19 protein-coding genes are annotated in these 23,065 nt (G+C 37.3%); 3 read left to right on the plus strand and 16 right to left on the minus strand.

The window, feature by feature from the left end:
• The 12 genes from IW492_RS16645 to IW492_RS16700 all read right to left on the minus strand — a co-directional run.
• Positions 1-2,556: pectate lyase-like adhesive domain-containing protein (locus tag IW492_RS16645; protein WP_330928364.1), on the minus strand; the 2,556-nt coding region annotated here is incomplete at its 3' end.
• A gap of 306 nt (positions 2,557-2,862) precedes the next feature.
• Positions 2,863-3,576, minus strand: a complete 714-nt coding sequence (locus IW492_RS16650; RefSeq protein ID WP_202069105.1) for a winged helix-turn-helix domain-containing protein — start codon at positions 3,574-3,576, stop codon at positions 2,863-2,865.
• A gap of 220 nt (positions 3,577-3,796) precedes the next feature.
• Positions 3,797-4,909 carry a tyrosine-type recombinase/integrase gene (locus IW492_RS16655; RefSeq protein WP_202069106.1) on the minus strand — a complete coding sequence of 371 codons (1,113 nt, stop codon included), beginning with the start codon at positions 4,907-4,909 and terminating at the stop codon, positions 3,797-3,799.
• Positions 4,910-6,080: 1,171 nt separating this feature from the next.
• Positions 6,081-7,976, minus strand: coding sequence for an acyltransferase family protein (locus IW492_RS16660; protein ID WP_202069107.1), 1,896 nt, complete (start codon positions 7,974-7,976; stop codon positions 6,081-6,083).
• 299 nt (positions 7,977-8,275) lie between these two features.
• Positions 8,276-9,532 (minus strand): threonine ammonia-lyase IlvA, encoded by a 1,257-nt coding sequence (ilvA, locus tag IW492_RS16665; protein WP_202069108.1) that lies wholly within the window; start codon positions 9,530-9,532, stop codon positions 8,276-8,278.
• A 202-nt stretch (positions 9,533-9,734) separates the two neighbouring features.
• Positions 9,735-10,730 carry a ketol-acid reductoisomerase gene (ilvC, locus tag IW492_RS16670; protein ID WP_202069109.1) on the minus strand — a complete coding sequence of 332 codons (996 nt, stop codon included), beginning with the start codon at positions 10,728-10,730 and terminating at the stop codon, positions 9,735-9,737.
• Positions 10,731-10,768: 38 nt separating this feature from the next.
• The gene (gene ilvN, locus IW492_RS16675; protein WP_202069111.1) at positions 10,769-11,251 is read right to left on the minus strand and encodes an acetolactate synthase small subunit; all 483 of its coding nucleotides are present in this window, start codon (positions 11,249-11,251) and stop codon (positions 10,769-10,771) included.
• 2 nt (positions 11,252-11,253) lie between these two features.
• Positions 11,254-12,942, minus strand: coding sequence for a biosynthetic-type acetolactate synthase large subunit (gene ilvB, locus IW492_RS16680; RefSeq protein ID WP_202069113.1), 1,689 nt, complete (start codon positions 12,940-12,942; stop codon positions 11,254-11,256).
• Between the two features lie 14 nt (positions 12,943-12,956).
• Complete coding sequence (gene ilvD, locus IW492_RS16685; RefSeq protein WP_202069114.1) at positions 12,957-14,648, minus strand: dihydroxy-acid dehydratase; 1,692 nt, start codon at positions 14,646-14,648, stop codon at positions 12,957-12,959.
• 410 nt (positions 14,649-15,058) lie between these two features.
• Positions 15,059-15,574 carry a hypothetical protein gene (locus tag IW492_RS16690; RefSeq protein WP_202069115.1) on the minus strand — a complete coding sequence of 172 codons (516 nt, stop codon included), beginning with the start codon at positions 15,572-15,574 and terminating at the stop codon, positions 15,059-15,061.
• 128 nt (positions 15,575-15,702) lie between these two features.
• The gene (locus IW492_RS16695) at positions 15,703-15,876 is read right to left on the minus strand and encodes a hypothetical protein (RefSeq protein WP_202069116.1); all 174 of its coding nucleotides are present in this window, start codon (positions 15,874-15,876) and stop codon (positions 15,703-15,705) included.
• A gap of 193 nt (positions 15,877-16,069) precedes the next feature.
• Positions 16,070-16,216, minus strand: a complete 147-nt coding sequence (locus IW492_RS16700) for a hypothetical protein (RefSeq protein WP_202069117.1) — start codon at positions 16,214-16,216, stop codon at positions 16,070-16,072.
• Positions 16,217-16,570: 354 nt separating this feature from the next.
• Here IW492_RS16700 and clpP point away from each other — a divergent pair, with 354 nt between their 5' ends.
• Both clpP and IW492_RS16710 read left to right on the plus strand, forming a co-directional pair.
• Complete coding sequence (gene clpP, locus IW492_RS16705; RefSeq protein ID WP_202069118.1) at positions 16,571-17,167, plus strand: ATP-dependent Clp endopeptidase proteolytic subunit ClpP; 597 nt, start codon at positions 16,571-16,573, stop codon at positions 17,165-17,167.
• A gap of 139 nt (positions 17,168-17,306) precedes the next feature.
• Entirely contained in the window at positions 17,307-17,831 is a 525-nt protein-coding gene (locus IW492_RS16710; protein WP_202069120.1) for a DsbA family protein, read from the plus strand.
• Positions 17,832-17,963: 132 nt separating this feature from the next.
• Here the strand turns inward: IW492_RS16710 and IW492_RS16715 are convergent, their stop codons facing one another.
• Positions 17,964-18,557, minus strand: a complete 594-nt coding sequence (locus IW492_RS16715) for a TetR/AcrR family transcriptional regulator (protein ID WP_202069122.1) — start codon at positions 18,555-18,557, stop codon at positions 17,964-17,966.
• Positions 18,558-18,741: 184 nt separating this feature from the next.
• Here IW492_RS16715 and IW492_RS16720 point away from each other — a divergent pair, with 184 nt between their 5' ends.
• A complete protein-coding gene (locus IW492_RS16720; RefSeq protein WP_202069125.1) occupies positions 18,742-19,254 on the plus strand; it encodes a flavodoxin domain-containing protein in 513 nt (170 codons plus the stop codon).
• Between the two features lie 379 nt (positions 19,255-19,633).
• Here IW492_RS16720 and whiA read toward each other — a convergent pair whose 3' ends face one another.
• From whiA to rapZ, 3 genes are read right to left on the minus strand one after another with little or no spacing between them, the layout of a single operon-like run.
• The gene (gene whiA / locus IW492_RS16725) at positions 19,634-20,566 is read right to left on the minus strand and encodes a DNA-binding protein WhiA (protein ID WP_202069127.1); all 933 of its coding nucleotides are present in this window, start codon (positions 20,564-20,566) and stop codon (positions 19,634-19,636) included.
• A 36-nt stretch (positions 20,567-20,602) separates the two neighbouring features.
• Entirely contained in the window at positions 20,603-21,595 is a 993-nt protein-coding gene (locus IW492_RS16730; RefSeq protein ID WP_202069129.1) for a gluconeogenesis factor YvcK family protein, read from the minus strand.
• Positions 21,592-22,476, minus strand: a complete 885-nt coding sequence (gene rapZ / locus IW492_RS16735) for an RNase adapter RapZ (protein WP_202069131.1) — start codon at positions 22,474-22,476, stop codon at positions 21,592-21,594. The genes IW492_RS16730 and rapZ overlap by 4 nt, the downstream gene beginning before the upstream one ends.
• Positions 22,477-23,065: the final 589 nt, after the last annotated feature.

Here is a 23,065-nt window from a genome sequence, read left to right on the forward strand (position 1 = left end):
GAAATAATTTCCAGAGCTGATTGTGTACGACCAGTTGCCGTCACTGTCCGCCTGAACAGTAAAGTTATCACGCGTTTCCTGCGCCATTCCGGTATCTTCAACGGGTGATTCAATCGTATCATTAACCCCTTTTTCTTTTGCGGAAGTCGTCCCGTTCAGTGCTTCTTCCCAAAGTCGAATGTAGGTGCCCGGAAGTGCATACCCATACACTGTATACGAGCCCGGATCATCTGGATTATCATTCGAGATACTATGAATGGAGACACTTGGATCTGGAATTCGGGTAAACAGCACACGCTGTTGTCCTCGAGTTGTAAAGTTTTCCTTAAAGCTGTTCAGTGTAGCATTTGTCATAGAGTTGGCAGAGGTTATCGTTGGGTTATAGCTGTTATTATAATTAAGCAGCATACTTGACATTGGTACATAATCAAAATCGTAACCGGTGTCTGCTGTTGTTCCACCGCTCATGTTATTCAAATTCCATTGAAAAACATTTTGCACTGAAACTTCCAAGATTCCTCCGGAATAAATTAAACCATTATTGGTAGACGTAGCAGAACTCATCTCTTTAGTTCTTTGTAAGTTTACTCTCTGAGCATCTGAAAATTGGAAAGTAGATGCTGCATTATTCATAAAAATTAAGTGTTGATTAACAGAAGTACTGTCACTTTGAATATCAAGACTACCTTTTTTTCCAATCACAAAACTCACAGGATATGGTGACCAAAGCATATGGGTATTAGAACTTCCCATATTAGTTCCCTTCACGTTCAAAGTTCCATTTACATTAATAGAACCTCCACCCAAATAAATTGGATTTAGAACAATATTGTTTCCAGAACCTGAATAAGAATCCACACTAATATTGACTTCTGCTCCTTCTAAAATGTCAATGGATGCATCAGTAGAGTTAAGACTTAGAACTGCGGGTTGTACTGAGTGATGGGAAGTCAGGTTAACTATTGAATTTTTACCAACTTCAATGTTACCACCACGCAAACTTAAAACACCCGCATATCCTTCTCCCGCATTATTCGGACCGTTTCTAACTGCTTCCATTTGTACATTTTCTCCGATAATTAAGTCCCCACCAGGCCATAAATCAATAACAACCCCACCAATTGAAGAAAGAAACACTGTTGCGTTATCTTCAAAAGTTGCATTAGAGACACCTATTGTCTGGTTATTGTTGTTATTCACTTGAAAGTAAGAAAAATCTGTACTTCCATCATAGTTAACACCATTCGATCTCAGTGGATTGCCATCTTTACCGATTGAGCGATAAAATTCTTGCTGCTCTAGATGGATATTTCCACCGAAATAAAGTGTAGAGGCTTCTGCCTGAACGAATTGTGCTCCATAATCGGTAACATCCACAAAACGCTGCCAACACTCACGTTCGTATACATCATTTAAATCCTGAATTTCAATAGGTCCCCAATAATTTCCATGGAAGAAATTGATATTCTGATAGGTTTGATACCATCGTAAGTTAAAACCACTGCCATCATTCAAGGTCACATTATTTACACATAAAGTAATTGAACCGAAATCCATGGAATAGCCATTACCTTCAAGAGTAAATGCTCTTGCTGCACCACTGACATTCGTGTAAAGGAACTGTGTACCCCCAGATATAATGTTCACGCTAGTGGTATTTCCAAATATATTTGTCGCAATATTATTTATATCTGGCAATTGGTAATTTACACTTGTCACTCCCATTGGAAACACGATATCATTCGCTAAATTAATCTCCGTTACGCTGCGATTTGCGTAAGCCAAGAAAAATGTGATCATGTCATTCACCGATTTAATATGAACAAAGTTCTCACCATAGGTCAGTCTTGAGTTGCTTAAATAAGACGTCATACCTTTTCCAGCTTCTGCCTGAGGCAACACAGGATAATAAAATGGTGCGTAAGGATTTACAGATTTAACCGTAATGTTTTGCAGCGTAATATCCCAGTAACTAGAAGTATTCGTTGCTGCATTTGTAAAGCCGATTGCTAAATTTCCAAAGTCAAAGGTATATCCATTTCCGTCAATAACCAGTGATCTGGAAATTGCAGCCTTGCTGACAAACAAAAAAGCATTGCCGGCAGCAAGATTCACAGAATCTTTATCAAACAGACCTTCATAGTTATTGAGTGTGCCTGTAAGTTGGATATCATTTGCTAATGAAATCGTTGTGATACTTGAATCAGCTAAGGCTTCAACAAATGTTTGCCAGTCCGTGACTTCTGCCGTACCGGCTGCAAGCAGATTTACTCCTCTCTTCTCCACTGGAAAGACAGCACTTTCTTCTGTCTCGTTTTCAGCTTCTTCCTGAGTTTGAGAAGTTTCTGTCTGTTCTTTCTCCGCGTCATTTTTCAGCATGCTGCTGTCTGCTGCAGGTAACATATCCTGCTGCAATAAATCTGTTCCGTTGGAGCTTATTTCAGTTTTAACAGCCTCTTCATTCGCCTTAATCGGAGTACTCAAGGTCCACTGGAATACTAAACCTGTAAGTGCAATAGACAAAACAGCTGTCAAACTTTTTTTTCCGATTTTCATATTTTTTCAACTCCTCCCCTTTTCTATTTTTGTGTGTCGGACAGCACACTATATTTCAATTTTCTGACTATCCAATTCTATCCTTCTAATCCACGGGAACACTTTCCTCTCATACCTCTTATTCTTTACCAGAATAAATCCGATTTGATATTCGTATACGTGATTATTTATTTGTCCCAGTCTTATAGTAAGATGATCTAAATTTGTGATAGCAGAAAAAGTGAAACCAAATTATTCATAAAACAACTATCAATGTGCAGCTGAATTACCCAGAAACTACGAATTACTTTTAAAAGATAATTCTTTTTAATTCAGGCTCAGCATATAGCCCTTTGATCGAACCGTTTTGATAATGCTGGAATTAATATTCTGCAATTCCAGTTTTTCTCTTAAATGGAAAATCAAATTTGCCACCCGATATTTGGACCCTTTATAAGCATCGTCCCAAATATTCTCATAAATTTCTTTATAAGAAAGCCCTTGAGACTGATGCTCATACAGAAGGGACAATAGTTTAAATTCGAGGCGGGTTAACGTAACTTCTGTCCTCTCTTTACCGATTTGGACACTCAAGTTATTCGGCAACAATTTGAAATGACTAACTGCCCCCGATTGTACTTCCTCTTTTGAATCCAGCGGTTTATCATTCTCTGTTCCGCTTGCTTTTTTTTGACGATTCAGCAGATTTTTTATTGTCAGAGTCATCTCCTCCGGTTCATTTTCATTGCTAAAAGTTCCATCCGCACCTAAATGAAGATAGATAACTTTTTGAACAGCTGTTGGTTTTTCTGACAATACCCAAATAAATGAATTTGATCGTTCTCTAATTTTCATTATGATGCCGCACGTTTCACTTAAATTCTTTTCATTTTCTTTCAAAAGAACACCATCCAGATCTGAAAGAATCGTATCCATGTTGTTCACATCTACTGTAACTAATTTGTACTGATTTCTGCCAAGCTTCTCGACATATGTACGCTCAAATTCCTCTACCGGTTGGGTTATCCCTATGTTGTACATACTGATTCCTCCTCACTTCATTTCTGTTTGATGTATATTTTCTTAAAAAGTTATCTAGCAATACACCATAACATCAAAAATTTCCTGCAATACTTTTTTACGTTTAGATAGTATAATTATGTAATGGAATCAGTTCTTCCAAGAAAAATCACTGCTTCTGCATATCTGACAGGAGTTCCTGTCAGATATGACCAAAACAGTGACGGCTTTAAAATCAGTTTTATTTGCTTCTGTTAAATTGCTCCAAGTCAATCAAATTCATTGCTTCTTTTCGTTTTTCCCAAAATGAATCCGTATAAGTATCCAGTGTTAATTTAATGGACGTGTGTCCAAGTATTTTACTTAATGATGCAATATCTGCTCCATTTTCTACACATCTGGTAGCAAATGTATGACGAAGACAATGGAAGTTGATATTTCTGATACCGGTATACTTTAGAAGTTTTTTGAAGTGATAATTAATCACCCTGGGCTCAGTAAAGCCTTCCGAGCAGGAAACAACATACTCTGAACAACTGCTCTTTTTTAGTTTTACCAAGTAATTTTTGAGGTTTACAGCCAGTGGAATTTTACGTAGTGAACTTTTTGTTTTTGGCTCTCCCATAATAATCATCGTTGTATTCTGATTATCCGGGTCTGGAATTCGCTGAAGAGTTCGATTCACAGAAATAATTTCTCTTGTAAAATCAATATCCTCCCACCTTAACCCGCTTATCTCTCCAATCCTCATCCCGGTTGCCAGACTGATGATTACAGCTGAATAATAGGTATTTCTAAAGGCGGCTTCTTCAAGTATCTTTTGTTCTTCTACAGACAAGGACCGAATACCCTTTCTTTTAATAGAAGGAAGTACAATATTTTTATAAGGATATTTATTTAAATATCCGTTAACAACAGCATAGTTCAAACTGTTCTTTAAGATAGTCAAAATAATTTTAACCATATTAATGGAATAGCCCTGAGACAGTAGAAATTCAATAAGTGCCATAACATCGGTTCTTTCCAGCTGGTTCAATTTTTTTCTGCCCAAAAAAGGAATAATATGATTTCTAATTTTTGATTCATAACTCGACCAGGTTGAAGGCTTTACTCTATTTTTAACCACTTTATGAAGCCAGTAAGTGAACCATTCAGAAGTAGTTCCTGAATAAATAGTTTTATTACTGTCAATAAATTCCGATTGATATTTAATTAATTTTTCTTTTACTTCACTGTATCGTTTACCATAAACATACCCATATATGAGACGATTTTCTTTATTTCTTGATTTTTTATACCTGCCTTCCCATCGTCCATCTTTTCTTTTATAAATATTTTCACCTTTTCTTGGCAAGCTCCCTCACTCCTAATATTGACTAATTTTTTGACGGCTCAAAAAGTATTGGAAAAGTACAACCACAATAAAAATACATTATGAAAACGAAAAAAATTCTCATTTTTTTTATGTTTCACCAAAAAAAATGAAAAAAAATGATTGATTTTAAGATTTACTATGACTAAAATTTAGAGTATAGTGAGTATAGTTAAATTTGTAAAAATCACGTTTATTTTTCAAAAGATAATATATTTTATTTCTTGGAAGAACTGAATACAAGAATATTTATCAATTAACTTTTTTAGTTAATTGACTGATACTTTTATTTATTTTTTTAATTAAAACTGGTATAAGTTCATTAAAAAACTGAGCTTATACCAGTTTTTTTACTCAAAAACACCAATGAAATGACCCCTTTAGGGCTTTTCATTGGTGTTTTACTATGAACTGATACTCCATAACAATAGATTTTTTTCGTTGCATTCAGTCAATACCTACAACTTCTGATAAGTTAATTGCTCGTCTATTTTATATCGTTTTACAAAATGGACAAGGCATGCTATCTATAATCGCAATCGGATCATTTGTAGAGAGTTCATCTATCCATCCTTGCTAAATAAGCTGCATTATTTCAGTATCGTTCGCCTTATTTCCGAGATGTTGCCTGCGATTACTCGGCACAGTTTAGGACCGACAAGTGCTAGTTCTACTTTGCCACTTCTGCTTATATTCGTACTTTAGCAGAATGGTATGCGTAGCGGAGAAGAACTGCTGTCTCTGCGAGTCTAACGATTCTCGAGACAAAACATTACACTGTATCCGTTTTTCTGCGTCTATGATTCTCACTACACTACACGACACTTCGTTTCGATCTCATCAATTTCTAAACGGCAGAGCCGCTAAGAATTGAAGGGCTTCGTTCCAATCCTCGAAGCATGTCTGAGGGGCATGTAAGAACTTGCTTCTACGCTTCTTACGAATGCTCGAATCATACAAAGACTGGAACACCGTTTATTTGGCTTTAGGCGGCTCAGACATCCTAATGTCACAGAGCCTTTTATTTTATCATTGTTTTGAGTTTATCTTATGCCATATTTTTTCAGCTAGTATATCAGATAATCTGTTAATGAATCAAAAATAGACAACACACAGGATTTTCATCTGTTGGATGCCTCACTAAAAATTTCTCTTATTTCTCTATACCATTTATTAGACTTTTGGAAATCAGCTCTGCATATTTAACCTGACCCTCAATATTTGGATGAACAAAATCTTCATAAAACCACTCATCATGATCCTTGCTAACTCCGTACCAGTCAATAATCGTCAAGTTTGAGTATTTATTGTTCATTGCTTCCAGCAGACTATTCACTTCGTTTTGCCACCTTCGTGTCGGTACCCGAACATTCAACCAGTATACCTGTCGTTCACTCCCAATAATTTGCATAACACTGTCAAATTGTGCTTCTGTAAATAAGCCGTTTGTACCCAGACTAATCAATACAGTATTTTTCAGCTGATTATCTGTTTTCAACTGCTGCAAAGCTTCTCCACTACTGTAAAGCTGTCGGCCTACTTCTCCATCAATAATCATCTTTGGGAAAATAGACTGCAAGATGCCCGCACCGTCCAGTATAACTGAATCGCCAAAAACAGTTACTTCGAGCTCCTGAGCATTGGCCCATTCTTTATCCGTCAACCCGTAATGAGCAGGATCAGCTATCTCCCCTTCAGTCGCTGAATCTGATGTAAACGTTGAAGTTGTACTGCTCTCAGTGTTTTCTTTATTGGCCTGTCTTCGTTCCTCAGCTCGTTTTTTATTGTTTGCGATGGTTTCCTGCAGCTGCTGTTGATCTGCTGTTACATAATTTGAGGGGGCAATGGTCCAGCTGTATGCGGCCATACCAAACAATACAACACCTATTGCAAAAGTGACTTTTTGAACAGTAATCCATGGTCTTTTGACTAAATCTTTTAATGCATACCAGATATATTTATAATAAAAAGCGCCTAATGGTTTTTCTATAAATCTATAGGAAAGCTCGCTGATCCCCAAAATTAAAATTATTTCAATAATTGAGTGAAGAACGAGGTATTCATTCAAATCTTTGATTCTGGCTTCATAAAAAATCATCACAGGAAACTGGTAAAGATAAATCCCATAGCTTCGTTTTCCGATCCATGTAAAAACAGGATTTGTCAGCCACTTATTAAGGTCTGCTCCCGGATGAGCGGTTATTGCAACAAGGAGAGTGGAAAAAATACTCAATACAAACATTCCGCCACGATAAATAAAGCTGTAATGGTCTGCTAAAAAAATAAATGACAGTATAACTGCTGCCAATGAGACACATCCGATACCATTCAAAAGGTAACGTGCTTTTTGCGGAATCTCTTCTTTTAATCTAAGTGTTGGCCAAACAAAAGCTAATCCGCTTCCCAGCAAGATGGAAAACAAACGTGTATCAGTTCCATAATAAACTCTTGTAGGATCTGCTCTTGGAACATAAAGCATTGCCATCAGCAGAGCAGAAAAACAGGCCGCTGTTAAAACAGCACTGACAATCTTTTTATTGGTTTTTAAATATCTTTTTAAAAGGATAAACATTAAGGGCCAGACCAAGTAGTTTTGAGCCTCAACGGCTAAAGACCAGATATGAGTGAACGGTGATTGAGTTACAAAGCGATCAAAGTAGGAAAATCCATGAAATATCTGCCACCAGTTATTATAATATAACAAGCTGCTGGCTATGACTCCCCGTAGATTATTCAACAAATCTTTTTGAAAAAAGACGATATATGCTGAGGCGGAAATTAACATAACGATTAATCCCGGATATAACCTTTTCATTCTTCTTATATAAAATCCTTTAACATCTATTTCATCATTTTGGAGCCATTCCTGACGTAGTAAATCTGTAATTAAGTACCCCGAGAGAGTAAAAAATATCGGCACTCCCAAATATCCTCCACTCATGATTCGCGGAGACAAATGATATAGGATAACCCCGACAACAGCAATCGTCCGAATCCCATCGAATCCGGTGATATAACGGCTATTTTTCAGCCTTTTATTCTGTTCCATCTATATACCAACTTTACTATAATCTATTTTAAGGTCATTATTTTTAATTTTTAAAAAGCTTTTTCAGCTATAAATTAAATATACGTCCTTTCAGTAAAAATGGCAAGCAGTCTTTTTCGTTTTCAACGAAAACTTTACTAATTTTTATGGTAGCTGGAAATAATCATTATTATTATTATTTTTGATATATTTTAACCGCTTTCATCTATTTAAAATAACAAAAAACTTTCCATTTATTCTAATTTAATAAATGAAAAGCTTTTTGTTTTCGTCTCAAAGTTCAGTCAGCACTTATTATTTTAAACAAGTAATGCATATAGCGACTCGTTCTCACTTAAATCTATATAGGTTGGATCGAATGCGCTGAGATTCTTTATAAGCTGAGCATGATCTTCTTTTCTTTTCAGAAGAATACCCAGGATTACTGGACCAGTCCCTCTGTTTACCTTCTTCGTATATTCGAATCTTGTAATATCATCATCCGGTCCAAGTACATCATTTACAAATTCTTTCAAGGCTCCAGGTCTTTGAGGAAAATTGATAACAAAATAATGCTTCAGACCTTCGAAAATCAATGAACGTTCTTCAATTTCGGCCATCCGATTAATATCATTATTTCCCCCGCTGATGATACAAACCACGGTTTTCCCTTTAATTTTTCCCTTCATCTGTTCCAAAGCGGCAACACTTAGTGCTCCTGCAGGTTCTACAACGATTGCCTGCTTGGAATAAAGTTCTAAAATAGTTGAGCAAATCTGTCCCTCATCCACTGACAGCAGCTGATCAACAGATTCGACTGCATATTCATAGGTTTGATTACCCACCTTTTTTACAGCTGCTCCATCTACAAATTTATCTACACTTGATAATTCAATCGGCCTGCCTGTTTCAAAAGCAGCTTTCATTGACTGAGCCCCTTTTGGTTCAACACCAATGACCGTTGTAATTGGACTGACTGCCTTCGTGTAAACAGAAGTTCCGCTGATCAATCCGCCTCCGCCGATTGCTGAAAGCAGATAGTCAATCTGTATTGCTTCTTCTTTTGCCTTATTAAAGATTTCCACTGCGACGGTTCCCTGTCCCGCCATAATATTTAAATCATCAAATGGATCAATAAAGGTCTGCTTATTTTGAACAGCATATTCTTTTGCTGCCTTCGCAGAGGCATCAAATGTATCTCCTACCAATTGAATAGCTACTTCATCCCCACCGAAAAACTGGACCTGTGAAATTTTCTGCTGAGGCGTTGTTGTCGGCATAAAAATTGTCGCGGGTACCTTCATTTCATGACAGGTGTACGCTACGCCCTGTGCATGGTTTCCAGCACTGGCGCAGATAACACCGTTAGCCAACGTATCAGGGGAAATTTGAGAAATTGCATAGTAAGCGCCCCTGAGTTTGAACGACCTCACTTTCTGAAGGTCCTCTCTCTTCAAATAGACATTGCACTGATATTTTTGAGACAGATAGACATCATATTGAAGAGGCGTTTTAATTACTACCTTTGCAAGATGCTCATATGCTTCAGCTATCTTTTCTTTTGTAAGTTTTGTCACGCTCTTCTCTCACCTCTTTGTCTGTATCTGCTGTACTAGTGTGTGCTTGAAAACGCAAGCGGCGACGGCGAATATTTTAATGATTTTTATAGAACTCATCGTCATAACTATTCGTTTATGAACCACATAAACTGTGTTTTCTTCCTTGATCTCAACAAAAATCACTGAAAAATTCAAATTCCACTAACTTTTCAGACACGCCCTAGTCTTTTTGAGAAACAAACGGCATCATTTTTCTTAATTCCGCACCCACTTTTTCAATCGGATGTCCTGCATTTTCTTCACGCATTTTATGGAATTCTTTAAAGCCGTTCTTGTTATCATCTACAAATCCCTTCGCAAAATTACCGTTTTGAATATCTGTCAATACATCTTTCATGTTGGCTTTTGCCTGTTCAGTAATCACACGAGGACCGGAAACATAGTCGCCATACTCTGCTGTATTTGAAATAGAGTTACGCATTTTTTCAAATCCACCCTCATAAATCAAATCTACAATTAGTTTAATTTCATGACAAACCTCAAAATAAGCAAGCTCCGGCTGATATCCTGCCTCTGTAAGAGTTTCAAACCCAGCTTCAATCAAACTTGTCAGCCCGCCGCATAAAACAGCCTGTTCACCAAACAAATCTGTTTCTGTCTCTTCTTTAAATGTTGTTTCCAGAACACCCACACGTGTTGCTCCAATGCCTTTTGCATAAGAAAGAGCCAAATCTCGTGCAGTTCCTGTTGCATCCTGATAAACAGCAAATAATGCCGGTACTGCAAAGCCCTCAGTAAATGTACGACGAACTAAATGTCCCGGTCCTTTAGGTGCTACCAAGAAAACATCTACTTCCTTTGGAGGTTTGATAACATCAAAATGAATATTGAAGCCGTGAGCAAAAACCAACGCATCCCCTGCATCCAAATTTGGCGCAATTTCGTTATCATAAAGATCTCCCTGAATTTCATCAGGTGCCAAAATCATAATCAGTTGAGCTTTTTTTGCCGCTTCTGCTACGGGCAGTACTTCAAATCCGTCATTTCTTGCTGCATCAGCAGATTTCCCTTCTCTGATTCCAATAACAACCTGGTTCCCATTATCTCTTAAGTTTTGAGCGTGAGCATGTCCCTGAGAGCCATACCCGATAATTGCTGTTGTCTTTCCTTCTAATGCATTTTTTTCCACTGAATCGTTGTAATAAACTTTTACCATAATTGTAAAACCTCCAAATTTTTATATTAAAACTCCACTTAATGATTGCCACGAGTGAAGCCTGTTACTCCAGTACGAGCTAATTGCTTAATACCATAGGGTGCTACAACATCAACAAATGCACTGATTTTTTCACTGGTTCCTGTTACTTGAATAACCACTGTTTTTGTGCCGACATCAATGACATTTGCTCTAAAAGGATCAATGACTGAAAATAATTCTGAGCGGATCGCTGCAGGCGCATTTAGCTTAATCAGTGCGAGCTCCCGTTCCAAATGAGGTTCATCTGTAATGTCAGAAACCTTGATAACATCAATCTGCTTATTCAGCTGTTTAGTAATCTGCTCACTTTCATTCAGATCTTCAACTTGGACGATGATTGTAATTCTGGATATATTTTCCTGTTCAGTCGGTCCCACAGAAATACTGTCTATATTCACTTGCCGCCGTGTAAGAACCCCACTGAAGCGATTTAAAACACCAGAATTATTGTATACTGTTGCAGTAATAATTCGTCTCATCATTAGTCCACCCCCAGCATCTGATAATTTGGCTTACCTGCCGGTACCATCGGCAATACATGTTCTGTTTGAGAAACACAAACTTCAATTAGAATCGGACCGTTTTCTTTAAAGGCTTTTTCCAGCTCTGCTTCCACTGTTTCAGGATTGGAAATTCGAACCGCTTTGATTCCATAAGCTTCTGCCAGCTTAAGAAAATCCGGCTGACTTGCAAATACAGATTCTGAGCGCCGCTGGTTAAAGAAGCATTCCTGCCACTGTCTAACCATTCCCAAAGACTGATTATTCAATAAAACAATTTTTATCGGCAAATTGTAATCATTCAAGATAGCCATTTCCTGATTGGTCATTTGAAAACCGCCGTCTCCCACAAACAGCACAACTTCCTTATCTCTGCATCCCAGCTGTGCACCAATCGCTGCCGGTATGCCATAACCCATCGTTCCCAGACCACCGCTTGTAATCAATTGCTTTTCATTTTTGAATGGGTAAAACTGAGCAGTCCACATTTGATGTTGACCTACATCTGTAGCAACAATTGCTTCGCCGTCTGTCAGCTTACCGATATATTCAATGACCTTCTGCGGTTTAATTTCTTCTTTTTGTTCTTTATCATATTTGAATGGATGCAGTTTTTTTCTTGAAAGGTTAATTTTTCGCCAGTCTGTCCAAGTATCAGCATCTTCAGCAATATCAACTGCCAGCATCTCTTTGAGTGTTTCTTTTGCATCAGCTACTATTGGAATCTTTGTTTCGATAATCTTTCCGATTTCAGCAGGATCAATATCTATATGTGCCACTACTGCATTTGGTGCAAATTCCTGAGGTGCACTCGCCAGACGATCATCAAATCTTGACCCTATATTTATCAGTAAATCACAATCGGTTAACGCCATGTTAGCTGCAAAAGAGCCATGCATTCCGCCCATTCCAAGAAATAGTTCATGATTGGAAGGAATCGCCCCAAGACCAAGTAAGGTACTTAATACGGGAAGCTGATATTTTTCAATAAACGCTGTCAGCTCTTTGCTTGCATTTGCCTGAACAACGCCGGCTCCGACAATAACAAGCGGTTTTTTTGCATCTGACAGCTCGTCCATTAGTTTTTTTACCTGCAGCTTATTAGGATAGACCGTCGGCTGATAGCTCGGCAGAACCAGCTCTGGAGGATTATCTGAACCAGATTCAATAATCTGCATGTCTTTTGGCAAATCAATGACTACCGGTCCTTTTCTGCCGGTTGTTGCAATATGAAAGGCTTCATCAATAATTCTGGGAAGCTCGCTGCTGTCTCTTACCTGGTAGTTATTCTTGGTAATCGGCATTGTAATTCCGACCATATCAGCTTCCTGAAATGCATCTTTTCCAATACCGTTTGTTGTTACCTGACCTGTGAACACAATCAGAGGAACTGAGTCGCTCATTGCATTAGCTATACCTGTTACTGCATTTGTTGCTCCCGGACCGCTGGTTACTACTACCACGCCAGGTTTTCCTGTTGCTTTTGCATAGCCTTCTGCTGCATGAACGGCTCCCTGTTCATGCCTTGTCAGGATGTGAGGAATTTCACCGTCATATAATGCATCGTATAATGGCAGAACTGCCCCTCCGGGATACCCGAAAATCATCTCTACATTCTGTCTCAATAAAGAATCAATCAGCAGCTTCGAACCGCTCTTTATATTTTCCATAACTCCTCCTCCTTCTAATCCAATAAATCACTCGGGATTCTCATTATTCCCCCAGTATGAGCAGAAGTAACAAGTGCAGTATATCTTGCCAGATATCCCGTTTTCACTTTTGCTTTGAAAGGTTCAAGGTTCTTTCTTCTTTCTGCCAACTCTTCATCGGATACCCGAACATTCAATGTCCGCTCTGTTAAATCAATTTCAATTTCATCATTGTCTTTAATTAACGCAATAGCTCCGCCTTCTGCTGCTTCAGGAGAAATGTGCCCTACAGCGATTCCCCTTGTTGCTCCGGAAAAGCGGCCGTCCGTAATCAACGCTACTTCTTTCCCTAATCCGCGGCCAACAATACTGGACGTAGGAGCCAGCATTTCAGGCATCCCCGGACCGCCTTTTGGTCCTTCATAACGAATAACAACTACATGACCTTTTTTCACCGTGTGATTATCAATTGCTTCAACTGCTTCATCATGTGAGTTAAAGCAGATTGCTTTACCTGTAAACACCTTAATCGACGGATCTACACCTCCTACCTTTATAACGCTGCCTTTCTCGGCAATGTTCCCATAAAGGATTGACAGACCGCCTACAGGACTGTAAGGTGTTTCTTTTGGATGAATCACTTCTTCATTCTTAATTTGTGCATTTTCAACATTCTCCCGAAGTGTCTTTCCTGAAACTGTTATGCGGTCAGGATGGATTGCATTCTCCAAATCAACCAGTTCCTTCAAAATAGCGGAGACACCACCTGCTTCATGCACATCATGCATCGAATAAGCAGAAGATGGAGCAATTTTAGATAGATAAGGAACTCTTTTAGCAATTCCATTGACTGACTCAAGATCGTAATCAATTTCAGCTTCGTTAGCAATTGCCAATGTATGAAGAACCGTATTGGTTGAACCACCCATTGCCATGTCCAGAGCAAATGCATCATCAATTGCTTCTTTGGTAATAATGTCACGCGGTTTAATCTGCTTTTTAACAAGATCCATTAAACGGAAGGCAGATTCACGAATCAGTTCTCTTCTTTCTTCTGAAACAGCTAAAATAGTCCCATTGCCAGGAAGCGCCATTCCCAATACTTCCATCAGACAGTTCATGGAGTTTGCCGTAAACATACCGGCGCAGGAACCACAGGTCGGACAAGCATTTTGTTCCATAAAGTTAAATTCTTCTTCTGTCATTTGACCTTCTTTAAACGCCCCGACTGCCTCAAACATGGAGGATAGCGTTGCTGTATGTCCTTTCGGATCAATTCCCGCTTTCATAGGTCCGCCTGAACAGAAAATTGCAGGAACATTGGTCCGAACGCTGGCCATCAGCATCCCCGGTGTAATCTTGTCACAATTTGGAATATAAAAAACTCCATCAAACCAATGTGCATTAATCACTGTTTCAGCAGCATCTGCAATAATTTCCCTGCTTGGGAGAGAATAGCGCATCCCGATATGTCCCATTGCAATTCCGTCATCTACTCCGATGGTATTAAACTCAAACGGAATTCCACCGGCTTCTCGGATTGCTTCCTTGGCAATATCCGCCAGTTCTCTTAAATGGACATGTCCGGGAACGATATCAATGTAAGAATTACAAATTGCTATAAATGGTTTCTCCATATCTCTGGCACTTTTCACCTGACCTGTTGCATACAGCAGGCTTCTAGCCGGGGCTGCTTCTATTCCTTTTTTAATCATATCGCTTCGCATTTTTATCACTCCAATTCCAGTTTTTATGACATTCCATTTAATTTTCTCCTATAAAAAAAGCATCCCATTGATGGGATGCCTTAGCAAGAATCCCATTCACTAAAGACGAATAGGACTCAAACATCTGACAAAATCTCAGTGTTCTAAGTCCTCAAATATAAAATAATGACTAAATCAAAATTTGTTGTCTTTCTCATAAGAATGGATTCTCCTTTATGTAACCATGAATATAATTAAAATAAAATGTGAATTCGAAAAGCTTTTGTTAACTATAAACCCTACAAATTAGAATGTCAATAGAAAATTCAGAAAATTCAAAAAATCGAAAATGTCTTTCTATAAATAAAAAGCACGTAATTAAGTATACAGCTACTTAACATTACGCACTTTCTAACTCCTATTCATTTTCATCATTTTCTGCTGAAATAATAAATAGGCTGATTGGTTAATCGTTTCATTTGTCTTTTCTTATCTTCAATAATAGACAGAAGTTCTTCAGAGAAATTCTCCAGGATTACTCTTCCGCCTTTATACGTATTTCCCCCAATAGACGCCACTTCATCAGGAGTAATAATTACTTTACGATGAATAATTTTTTGGAAAAATACATCAATCAAATAAGTCGGCAGATAAAAGTTATTCTGAGCAGAAAAAGATTCCAAATAAATGAAATCATCAATACTTATATAGCAGTCATCCACAGACAAAAAATGAACAGTTTTATCGATGTAAATATCCCTTTTCTGCAAAATTTCATTAATCTTTTTATTCAATAGATTTAAAGATTCTATTTCTTTGACAAAGTGTTCCAGGTCACGTCGCCGATATTCTTTTCTTTCTTCAAATGAAGCACGTAATCCTATACTGACTATAGTAATAATTGCTCCTACAAATACACCTGACATTCCTACAAAAAAAATTAGCATCTAATTTTACCTCACAATAATTGATCTTCATAAAACAGTATAACATACCCATAAATAATGGAAAAATGTAACGTGTGATCTATTTTCAAAATAAGAACAGCTTATTTTATACATTTTTTATTATAAGATTATTCACAATACTGATCTCCAACAGCCAATAAATGATCTTTTGCTACAGGAAAAACCATGTATTTGTCCAGAGTTGTTTCAAATTTTTCTCCAAAGATATCTTGAAGGTATCCGCACTGTTCACACTCTTCCAAAAAGTATTCTGTTTCATCTCTTAAAATTATATATCTCATATCATATTGACCAGTAACGGGACAACTATTTCCTGAATAGATTGAAATCATATTTCAAAGAATGCAGGAAATCGACATTATCAATCCATCTAGCTTGGCATATTCACAGCTGCTCTTTCTTCCGTTTCCATTACCAAAGAGAGCCTTGGAGAAGCTGTCATATAAACAGCTGGATCAAGAGAAATCAGTCTATCTAAACCGCTTTTTTTAACTCCTCTTTTGTAAAAAAGCCATCATCATTTTTTACAAAAGCTGACAAAGCAATATAGCAATTGCCCATTATCTCAGGATTAGAATAAATAATGTGATACTGCTGCATAAATTTACTTTGCCTTTTCATATATTTTTTTATGTTCTCCTCCGCATCAAAAGAATATTCAGAGTCGCTCCATACTTCCTCCTGCCAAGCCCTATTTTTATTGAACCTTCCAGAAATAACAACTGCACATAAACATGTTCCCAACATAAAAACAAATTCAGCATGTAAATGCTAACTCCCACTCCAAGATTTCTGCTGAAAACCGCAACAATTAACAAAGTTTTAAATACTTTATTAAGACATAATTTTTATTAATAAAAAGAATGCAATTTCATTGACCTTTATTGACCTTTACAGTATACTTTTTTTATGCATTCGAAACAGCGATATGTTAGAATGTGAGTGTGGAGCTTTGTATATAGGAGGAATTTAATTATGAATTTAATACCAACAGTTATAGAACAATCATCTCGCGGCGAAAGAGCCTATGATATTTATTCACGGCTATTAAAGGATAGAATCATTATGTTAAGCGGTCCTATCGATGATAACGTGGCAAACTCAGTTATTGCTCAGTTATTATTTTTAGATGCACAGGATTCTGAAAAGGATATTTATTTATATATCAACTCTCCGGGCGGAAGCGTTTCAGCTGGTCTGGCTATTTTTGACACAATGAATTTTGTTAAGGCAGATGTTCAGACAATTGTACTTGGAATGGCTGCCTCTATGGGAAGCTTCTTGCTGACAGCCGGTCAAAAAGGAAAACGATTTGCATTACCGAATGCTGAAATTATGATCCATCAACCGTTAGGCGGTGCACAGGGTCAGGCAACTGAAATCGAAATTGCTGCAAAGCATATCTTGGATACACGCGAACGCTTAAACAAAATTTTAGCAGAACGTACAGGTCAACCAATTGAAGTTATTGAAAAAGACACAGACCGCGATAACTTCATGACTGCTCAGCAGGCAAAAGAGTATGGTTTAATCGATGAAGTAATGGAAAACAGCAGTTCATTAAGCAAATAATAATGGAATGACTTGACTGGGATAATTACTGTCCCAGTTTTTTTGTACTGTCATTAATTTAATCAGGCATCCTATCTGTAATTTTATACTGAATATAGTAAACTGAGAGAAGCAATAAAGTAGAAAGAAGGAATAAACCATGGATATTTCTGTAATTGATGCATCAAAAGCAACTGAAAAGGATGGTTTGGTTATTGGCAAAAAGACCGCTCCAGTTAAAATCATTGAATTTATGAATGTTCGCTGCCCCTACTGTAAAAAATGGTTCGAGGAAAAGGACGAGCTTTTGACTAAATATGTTAATGAGGGCAAGCTTCAACGGATCATTAAACTTTTAGACAAGGAAAAAGAATCCCTTCAGCCCGGCAATGTAATGCATCGGTTTATTAATTATGACCTTCCGGTAAAAGGTTTGACAGATTTACATCAAATGTTTGCCACTCAAGATCAATGGGGGCATTTGCCTTTGGAACAGGTTGCAGAATTTACCAGAGATAATTTGCAAATTACTGAAAGAGACAATCATACTGTTTCACAAAATGTTATTGCTGAAGCAGAAGCTGCAAATATTAAATTTGTACCAACAGTAGTTGTCAAAGAAGCAATTTTTGATGAAAGTATTACTGATGGAGAATTAATCAATATTATTGAAAGTCACTTGTAAAATGCATCTGACCTAAAAAGATGGGACCAGAGATCTATTCTTAAGAGTATCACCGAATGCTGAATGAATCAGCAATTTTCCGGTGATACTCTTGTTTGGAATTCTATCAAAATTCATCGTTACAGCGAGATTCTAACCCAATCCTCGAATCAGCATATCCACATATGCTTCCGCCATTTGCTTGCCCGCTTTATCCAGTACCATATTGTTGCTTACGCAATGAAAAACAAAGCCCATCAGTGCAATCAAATGCAGTTCTGCTGAGTGTTCATTTGCAGCAGAAAACATACCTTGTTCTTTTCCAGTTAAAATCAGTTGTTGCAATATACCAATTCCCTGGTTATCCTCTTCCATCTTTTCATCTTCAATTTTTGGAGAAGTCATCATGATTGCTTTAAACTTTTCCGGGTATTTCATCATCGTATAAATGAATATTAAGCTGCACATTCTTATCAGCTCATTCGGCTGCAGATGGCTGCTCACTTCAACCGTCTTTTTTACTTCTTCCACTACTTCAAGATACACTGTATAGGAAATATGATTGAGAATCTCTTCTTTATTTTCATAATAATTATAAATAGTTGCGGGAGCATACCCAATTTTTCCGGAAATCTTCCTAATTGAGAGTTTTTCAATTCCTTCAGCCAAAATAATCGCTACAGCAACATCAAAAATTTTATTTTCAATGACTGTTTTCTCCCGCTCTCTTCGTTCTCTGCTATTCATAAACATCTCTCCTAAAAAATGAACACTGTTCAAAAAATTATTTTTATTAATCATAATTTATAAAGCTATTATTTTCAATCTTTTATTATTTACAAATTCTGTATTTATGATATTATAAGAACAAAATATGAACAGTGTTCACTAAAAATGCATCGTTCAAAAAGGAGATGCTATTATCGATACTTTGCTTATTTACGATTCTAAAAAAGGTGGAACTAAAGAGATTGTACAATTGATTGCTGATCAACTTAAACAGTCTGTTAACATTTTTCCTGTTGATGATGTCCAACTTGCAGATCACCTTTCAGATGCAGCTCAACTTATTTTTTGTGCCCCAGCCTATGCAGGTCAGCTTCGAAAACCCGCCCGTCAGTTCTTAAAGAAATACGAATCGGCTTTTAAAGAAAAAGAGTTATATCTGGTAAATACAGGTATTCAGTTTGATCAGGAAAAAGTAGACGTACAACTTGAAAATATTTTTCCTAAAGCGTTGTACAAACATGCAAAGCTGACAATTTTCGCAGGAACCATTACACGTTTAGAGAAAATGAATTTCTTTGAGCGGATGATTTTGAAAAAGATATTCAAAGATGAGAATATTCCTTTTGATACACACCACCCTTACAAAAAAATCAATCAGGAAAACATTCAATTTTTAGTGGATAAGCTAAACAGCGAGAATGTCTATTCAAGATGATTATTGGCAATTCAAAAGAAAAAGAGATCAGATTGGATTATCCGCAAAGGGACTGTGACATAAGTATGTCTGAGACCCCTAAAGCCGAATAAACAGTGTTCCAGTTGTATATCCGAGCATTCGTAAGAAGCGTAGGAGCAAGTTCTTATATGCCCCTCAGACATGCTTCGAGGATCGGAACGAGGTCCTTCAATTCTTAGTGGCTTTGCCGTTTAGAAATTGATGAGACCGAAACGAAGTGTAGTGTTGTGTTGTGTAGTTGAGAACTGTAGACGCAGAACACTTCTGTCACAACCTCAGACAGCTTCTATTCAATCTGTTCTCTTATAAATTTAAGATTGCTATTCAATCATTGATTTATTTTCTCAATTCACTCGATTTAGCTGGTTGCCCTTAATTTGTCTGCATATTCGTTAATTTTTCGAATTCGATGGTTGATGCCGGACTTCGAAATAGCTCCTGAAGGAATCATTTCTCCCAGTTCTTTTAGGCTGACCTCCGGATGCTCCAAACGCAACTCAGCAATTTCCTGTAATTTATCAGGCAGAGCCTGTAGTCCAACAGTTAGCTGAATGTACTTAATATTATCGATTTGTTTGGACGCAGCATCAATCGTTTTATTTAGATTTGCTGTTTCACAGTTTACCAGTCGATTAACAGAATTCCTCATATCCCGTACGATACGGACATCTTCAAATTTTAACATGGAATTTGTTGCACCAATCAAAGTCAGAAAATCAGCTATCTTCTCAGCTCCTTTTAAATAGGAAATATAACCGCTTCTGCGCTCCAATGTTCGTGCATTAAGATCATAGTAATTCAACATATCGCAGATGTCATTGTTGTGCTCTTCATAAGTGGAAAATATTTCCAAATGATATCTGCTGGTTTCAGGATTATTCACCGAGCCTGTGGCCATAAAAGCACCTCTTAAATAAGATCGCATTTTTTGTGCATTGCCCACAATTTCATCTGATACATGGTCTTGAAACATCATGCCATCCATAATATTCAAATCCGAAAGAACAGAATTCGTATCTTGTTTCAATCGTACAATATAAACATTATTCTTTTTCAATTTCATTTTTCGTCTCACCAGCAACTCTGATCGGACATTATAATGATCTTTCAATAAAGAATAGATTCTTCTGGCAATCGCAGCATTTTCCGTTTGAACATTCAAAACAAACTGCTGATTAACCAGACTTAAGGAACCATTCATCCGAATTAATGCAGCGAGCTCAGCCCTTGCGTGTTCCCGATGCACTTCCAATGTGGTCAGCTCCTTTTTCACATCTGATGCAAATGACATGAAACATCCCTTCCTTCTATACAACTACTCCATTTTTTAGTACTTCGCTCCAAACACAATACGAAACAATTCTTCAACCACTTTATCTCCATCATGAAAAACGCCTCCGTCTCTCAACTTAAGAAAATCTGTGGAAATGACACGACAGCCTTCATTTCTCAGACCCTGAAAATCATGCCTGACCTGTACAAGATATTCATCATAAACATCAAAATCCATATAATTTTCCGGGACTGGTTCCGTGTTTACAAGCACCGTATCTACAAACTTTTCTTGCAAATGATTATGAAGAACTCTGATATGATCTGCATCTGTAAAGTGCTCTGTTTCACCCTTCTGAGTCATAATATTACAAATATAGACAACTTCACCTGTCCTTCGGAGGATGGCATCGCCTATTTCACTGATGACCAGATTCGGCAGAATACTTGTGAATAAGCTCCCGGGACCTAAAACAATCATATCTGCTTCTTCAATTGCTTTCACCACTTTTCGTGCAGCTTTTGGCTGCTCTTCATCATTGGTATTTGAAACAAAAACATGATCAATCGTTTTTCGATCCACGGCAATATTGGATTCTCCAACTGCAATTGTTCCATCTTTAAAAACAGCATGCAGGGTCAGCGGGCGTTCTGATGAAGGATAAATATGGCCGTCAACATGCATAATCTTTGAAAGCAGCTGAATCGCTTCATAAGTACTGCCTCTCATTTCCGAAATAGCTGCGATAATCAAATTACCAATGGCATGATTGGCAAAGTATTTATCTTGTTTGTTAAAGCGATACTGAAAAATATCTTCATATAATTGAGGCATATCCGAAAGTGCCACCAATACATTTCTTAAATCTCCGGGCGGTGTCAGGTTCATTGATTTTCTGATTTCCCCACTGCTGCCGCCGTCATCTGCGACAGTGACAACTGCAGTAATATCCGCTCCCTGATTTCGGAGACTTTTCAGAATAACCGGCAGACCAGTTCCGCCGCCAACGACTACAATTTTAGGTTTTCGAATCCGATAGGTTTTCATGATCGATTCACCGTCTCTTTCCGTTTATCTTTATCACGGTGAGTCACATTCACATGATACTCTTCTGCCAGCTTGCGGGAAATGCGTTCAGTCAGAGCAACTGACCTGTGTTGACCTCCTGTACAGCCAATGGCAATTGTCACATTTGACTTCCCTTCTTTTTTATAGCCGGGAATAACAAACTCCAGCAAATCAACAAATTTTGTATAAAATTCTTCTGTTTCCGGAAAGCCCATCACATAATCATAGACCGACTGATTCATTCCGGTTAAGGGACGCAGTTCAGGAATGTAATGAGGATTCGGTAAGAAACGAACATCAATGACGATATCCGCATCAATTGGCAAGCCATATTTAAATCCAAATGACACAAATTCCAGACGAAACTCATGGGTAGCTCTGGATTTGAATTCCTGGTTAATTCTTTCCCTTAACTGGCGGGGAGATAGATTGGTTGTATCAATAACCAGTTGAGCATCTCCCTTAATTTCTTCCAGAATCGCCCGTTCTTTTCTGATACCTTCTGTAATCAGTCCATCCATTGCTAATGGATGAGTTCGTCTTGTTTCTTTATAGCGCGAAACTAGTTCTTCATCTGTTGCATCTAAAAACATAACAGTCGTATCAATCAGATTCGTATTTTCTATTTCAACAAGCATATTTTGTATTTCTCTAAAAAAGGTTCGTGATCTTAAATCGACGACTAAAGCAATTTTCGTTACTTTTCCTGATTCTTTAATTAGCTCCCAAAATTTAGGGATTAAGCTTGGCGGCATATTATCGATACAAAAATACCCCATATCTTCAAAACACTGAACAGCCACCGTCTTGCCGGCACCGCTCATTCCTGTAATTATTATTAATTCTAAATTATCTGCCATAAAATCGACTCCTTTGAGGACATTTTAATAATTATAACATTCCGGGCGTGTCAAAGGAAGCTTTTATGTCTGATCCTTTTGATAAATGAATTTTTCTCTAACGATTTCTCTTTGCAAACATCGTATTGATTAATCTTTATGAAATAAATTACAGGATAAATATTTTTTACATTGGGAGTCCATGCATTTATAAAGAAATCTAACCAGAAAATTATAGAAAATAAATAATTTTTCAAACAATAAAAGAGACAGCTTCTACCTTTGTAATAAGCAACCAAATTAAACTGCATCAATTATGCCAAGATAGTTAATGTTTAGAATTGGATTGTCACAATCCAAGCTAAAACAATCTTTCGGATGGTGTTTCAATAATTCAACTACTCACTTAATATTCTGATAATTTTTTCTCTTTTTAGATTCTAATTAAAAAAGAAAAAGGAACACCCCCTACTAAAGTTAAGAGATGTGGCTCTATAATTTATTGGACTGATAGAAAAAAATCTATCGGTCCTATTTTCTTATTAAAAAACAAGGAAGACACACAACATTTCCGCTAGAATAGAATCACCACAAAACCAACTAGAAAGGA

Origin of the sequence: Enterococcus sp. BWB1-3, from assembly GCF_016745275.1 — a bacterium.
Lineage (GTDB): Bacteria > Bacillota > Bacilli > Lactobacillales > Enterococcaceae > Enterococcus_L.

What these genes read in the sequence shown, in the direction of transcription:
- IW492_RS16650 (WP_202069105.1), bottom strand. Translation starts at nt 3,576, where the DNA reads ATGTACAACATAGGGATAACCCAACCGGTAGAGGAATTTGAGCGTACA.
- IW492_RS16660 (WP_202069107.1), bottom strand. Translation starts at nt 7,976, where the DNA reads ATGGAACAGAATAAAAGGCTGAAAAATAGCCGTTATATCACCGGATTC.
- ilvC (WP_202069109.1), bottom strand. Translation starts at nt 10,730, where the DNA reads ATGGTAAAAGTTTATTACAACGATTCAGTGGAAAAAAATGCATTAGAA.
- ilvN (WP_202069111.1), bottom strand. Translation starts at nt 11,251, where the DNA reads ATGAGACGAATTATTACTGCAACAGTATACAATAATTCTGGTGTTTTA.
- ilvB (WP_202069113.1), bottom strand. Translation starts at nt 12,942, where the DNA reads ATGGAAAATATAAAGAGCGGTTCGAAGCTGCTGATTGATTCTTTATTG.
- ilvD (WP_202069114.1), bottom strand. Translation starts at nt 14,648, where the DNA reads ATGCGAAGCGATATGATTAAAAAAGGAATAGAAGCAGCCCCGGCTAGA.
- IW492_RS16690 (WP_202069115.1), bottom strand. Translation starts at nt 15,574, where the DNA reads ATGCTAATTTTTTTTGTAGGAATGTCAGGTGTATTTGTAGGAGCAATT.
- IW492_RS16695 (WP_202069116.1), bottom strand. Translation starts at nt 15,876, where the DNA reads ATGAGATATATAATTTTAAGAGATGAAACAGAATACTTTTTGGAAGAG.
- IW492_RS16700 (WP_202069117.1), bottom strand. Translation starts at nt 16,216, where the DNA reads ATGAAAAGGCAAAGTAAATTTATGCAGCAGTATCACATTATTTATTCT.
- clpP (WP_202069118.1), top strand. Translation starts at nt 16,571, where the DNA reads ATGAATTTAATACCAACAGTTATAGAACAATCATCTCGCGGCGAAAGA.
- IW492_RS16710 (WP_202069120.1), top strand. Translation starts at nt 17,307, where the DNA reads ATGGATATTTCTGTAATTGATGCATCAAAAGCAACTGAAAAGGATGGT.
- IW492_RS16715 (WP_202069122.1), bottom strand. Translation starts at nt 18,557, where the DNA reads ATGAATAGCAGAGAACGAAGAGAGCGGGAGAAAACAGTCATTGAAAAT.
- whiA (WP_202069127.1), bottom strand. Translation starts at nt 20,566, where the DNA reads ATGTCATTTGCATCAGATGTGAAAAAGGAGCTGACCACATTGGAAGTG.
- IW492_RS16730 (WP_202069129.1), bottom strand. Translation starts at nt 21,595, where the DNA reads ATGAAAACCTATCGGATTCGAAAACCTAAAATTGTAGTCGTTGGCGGC.
- rapZ (WP_202069131.1), bottom strand. Translation starts at nt 22,476, where the DNA reads ATGGCAGATAATTTAGAATTAATAATAATTACAGGAATGAGCGGTGCC.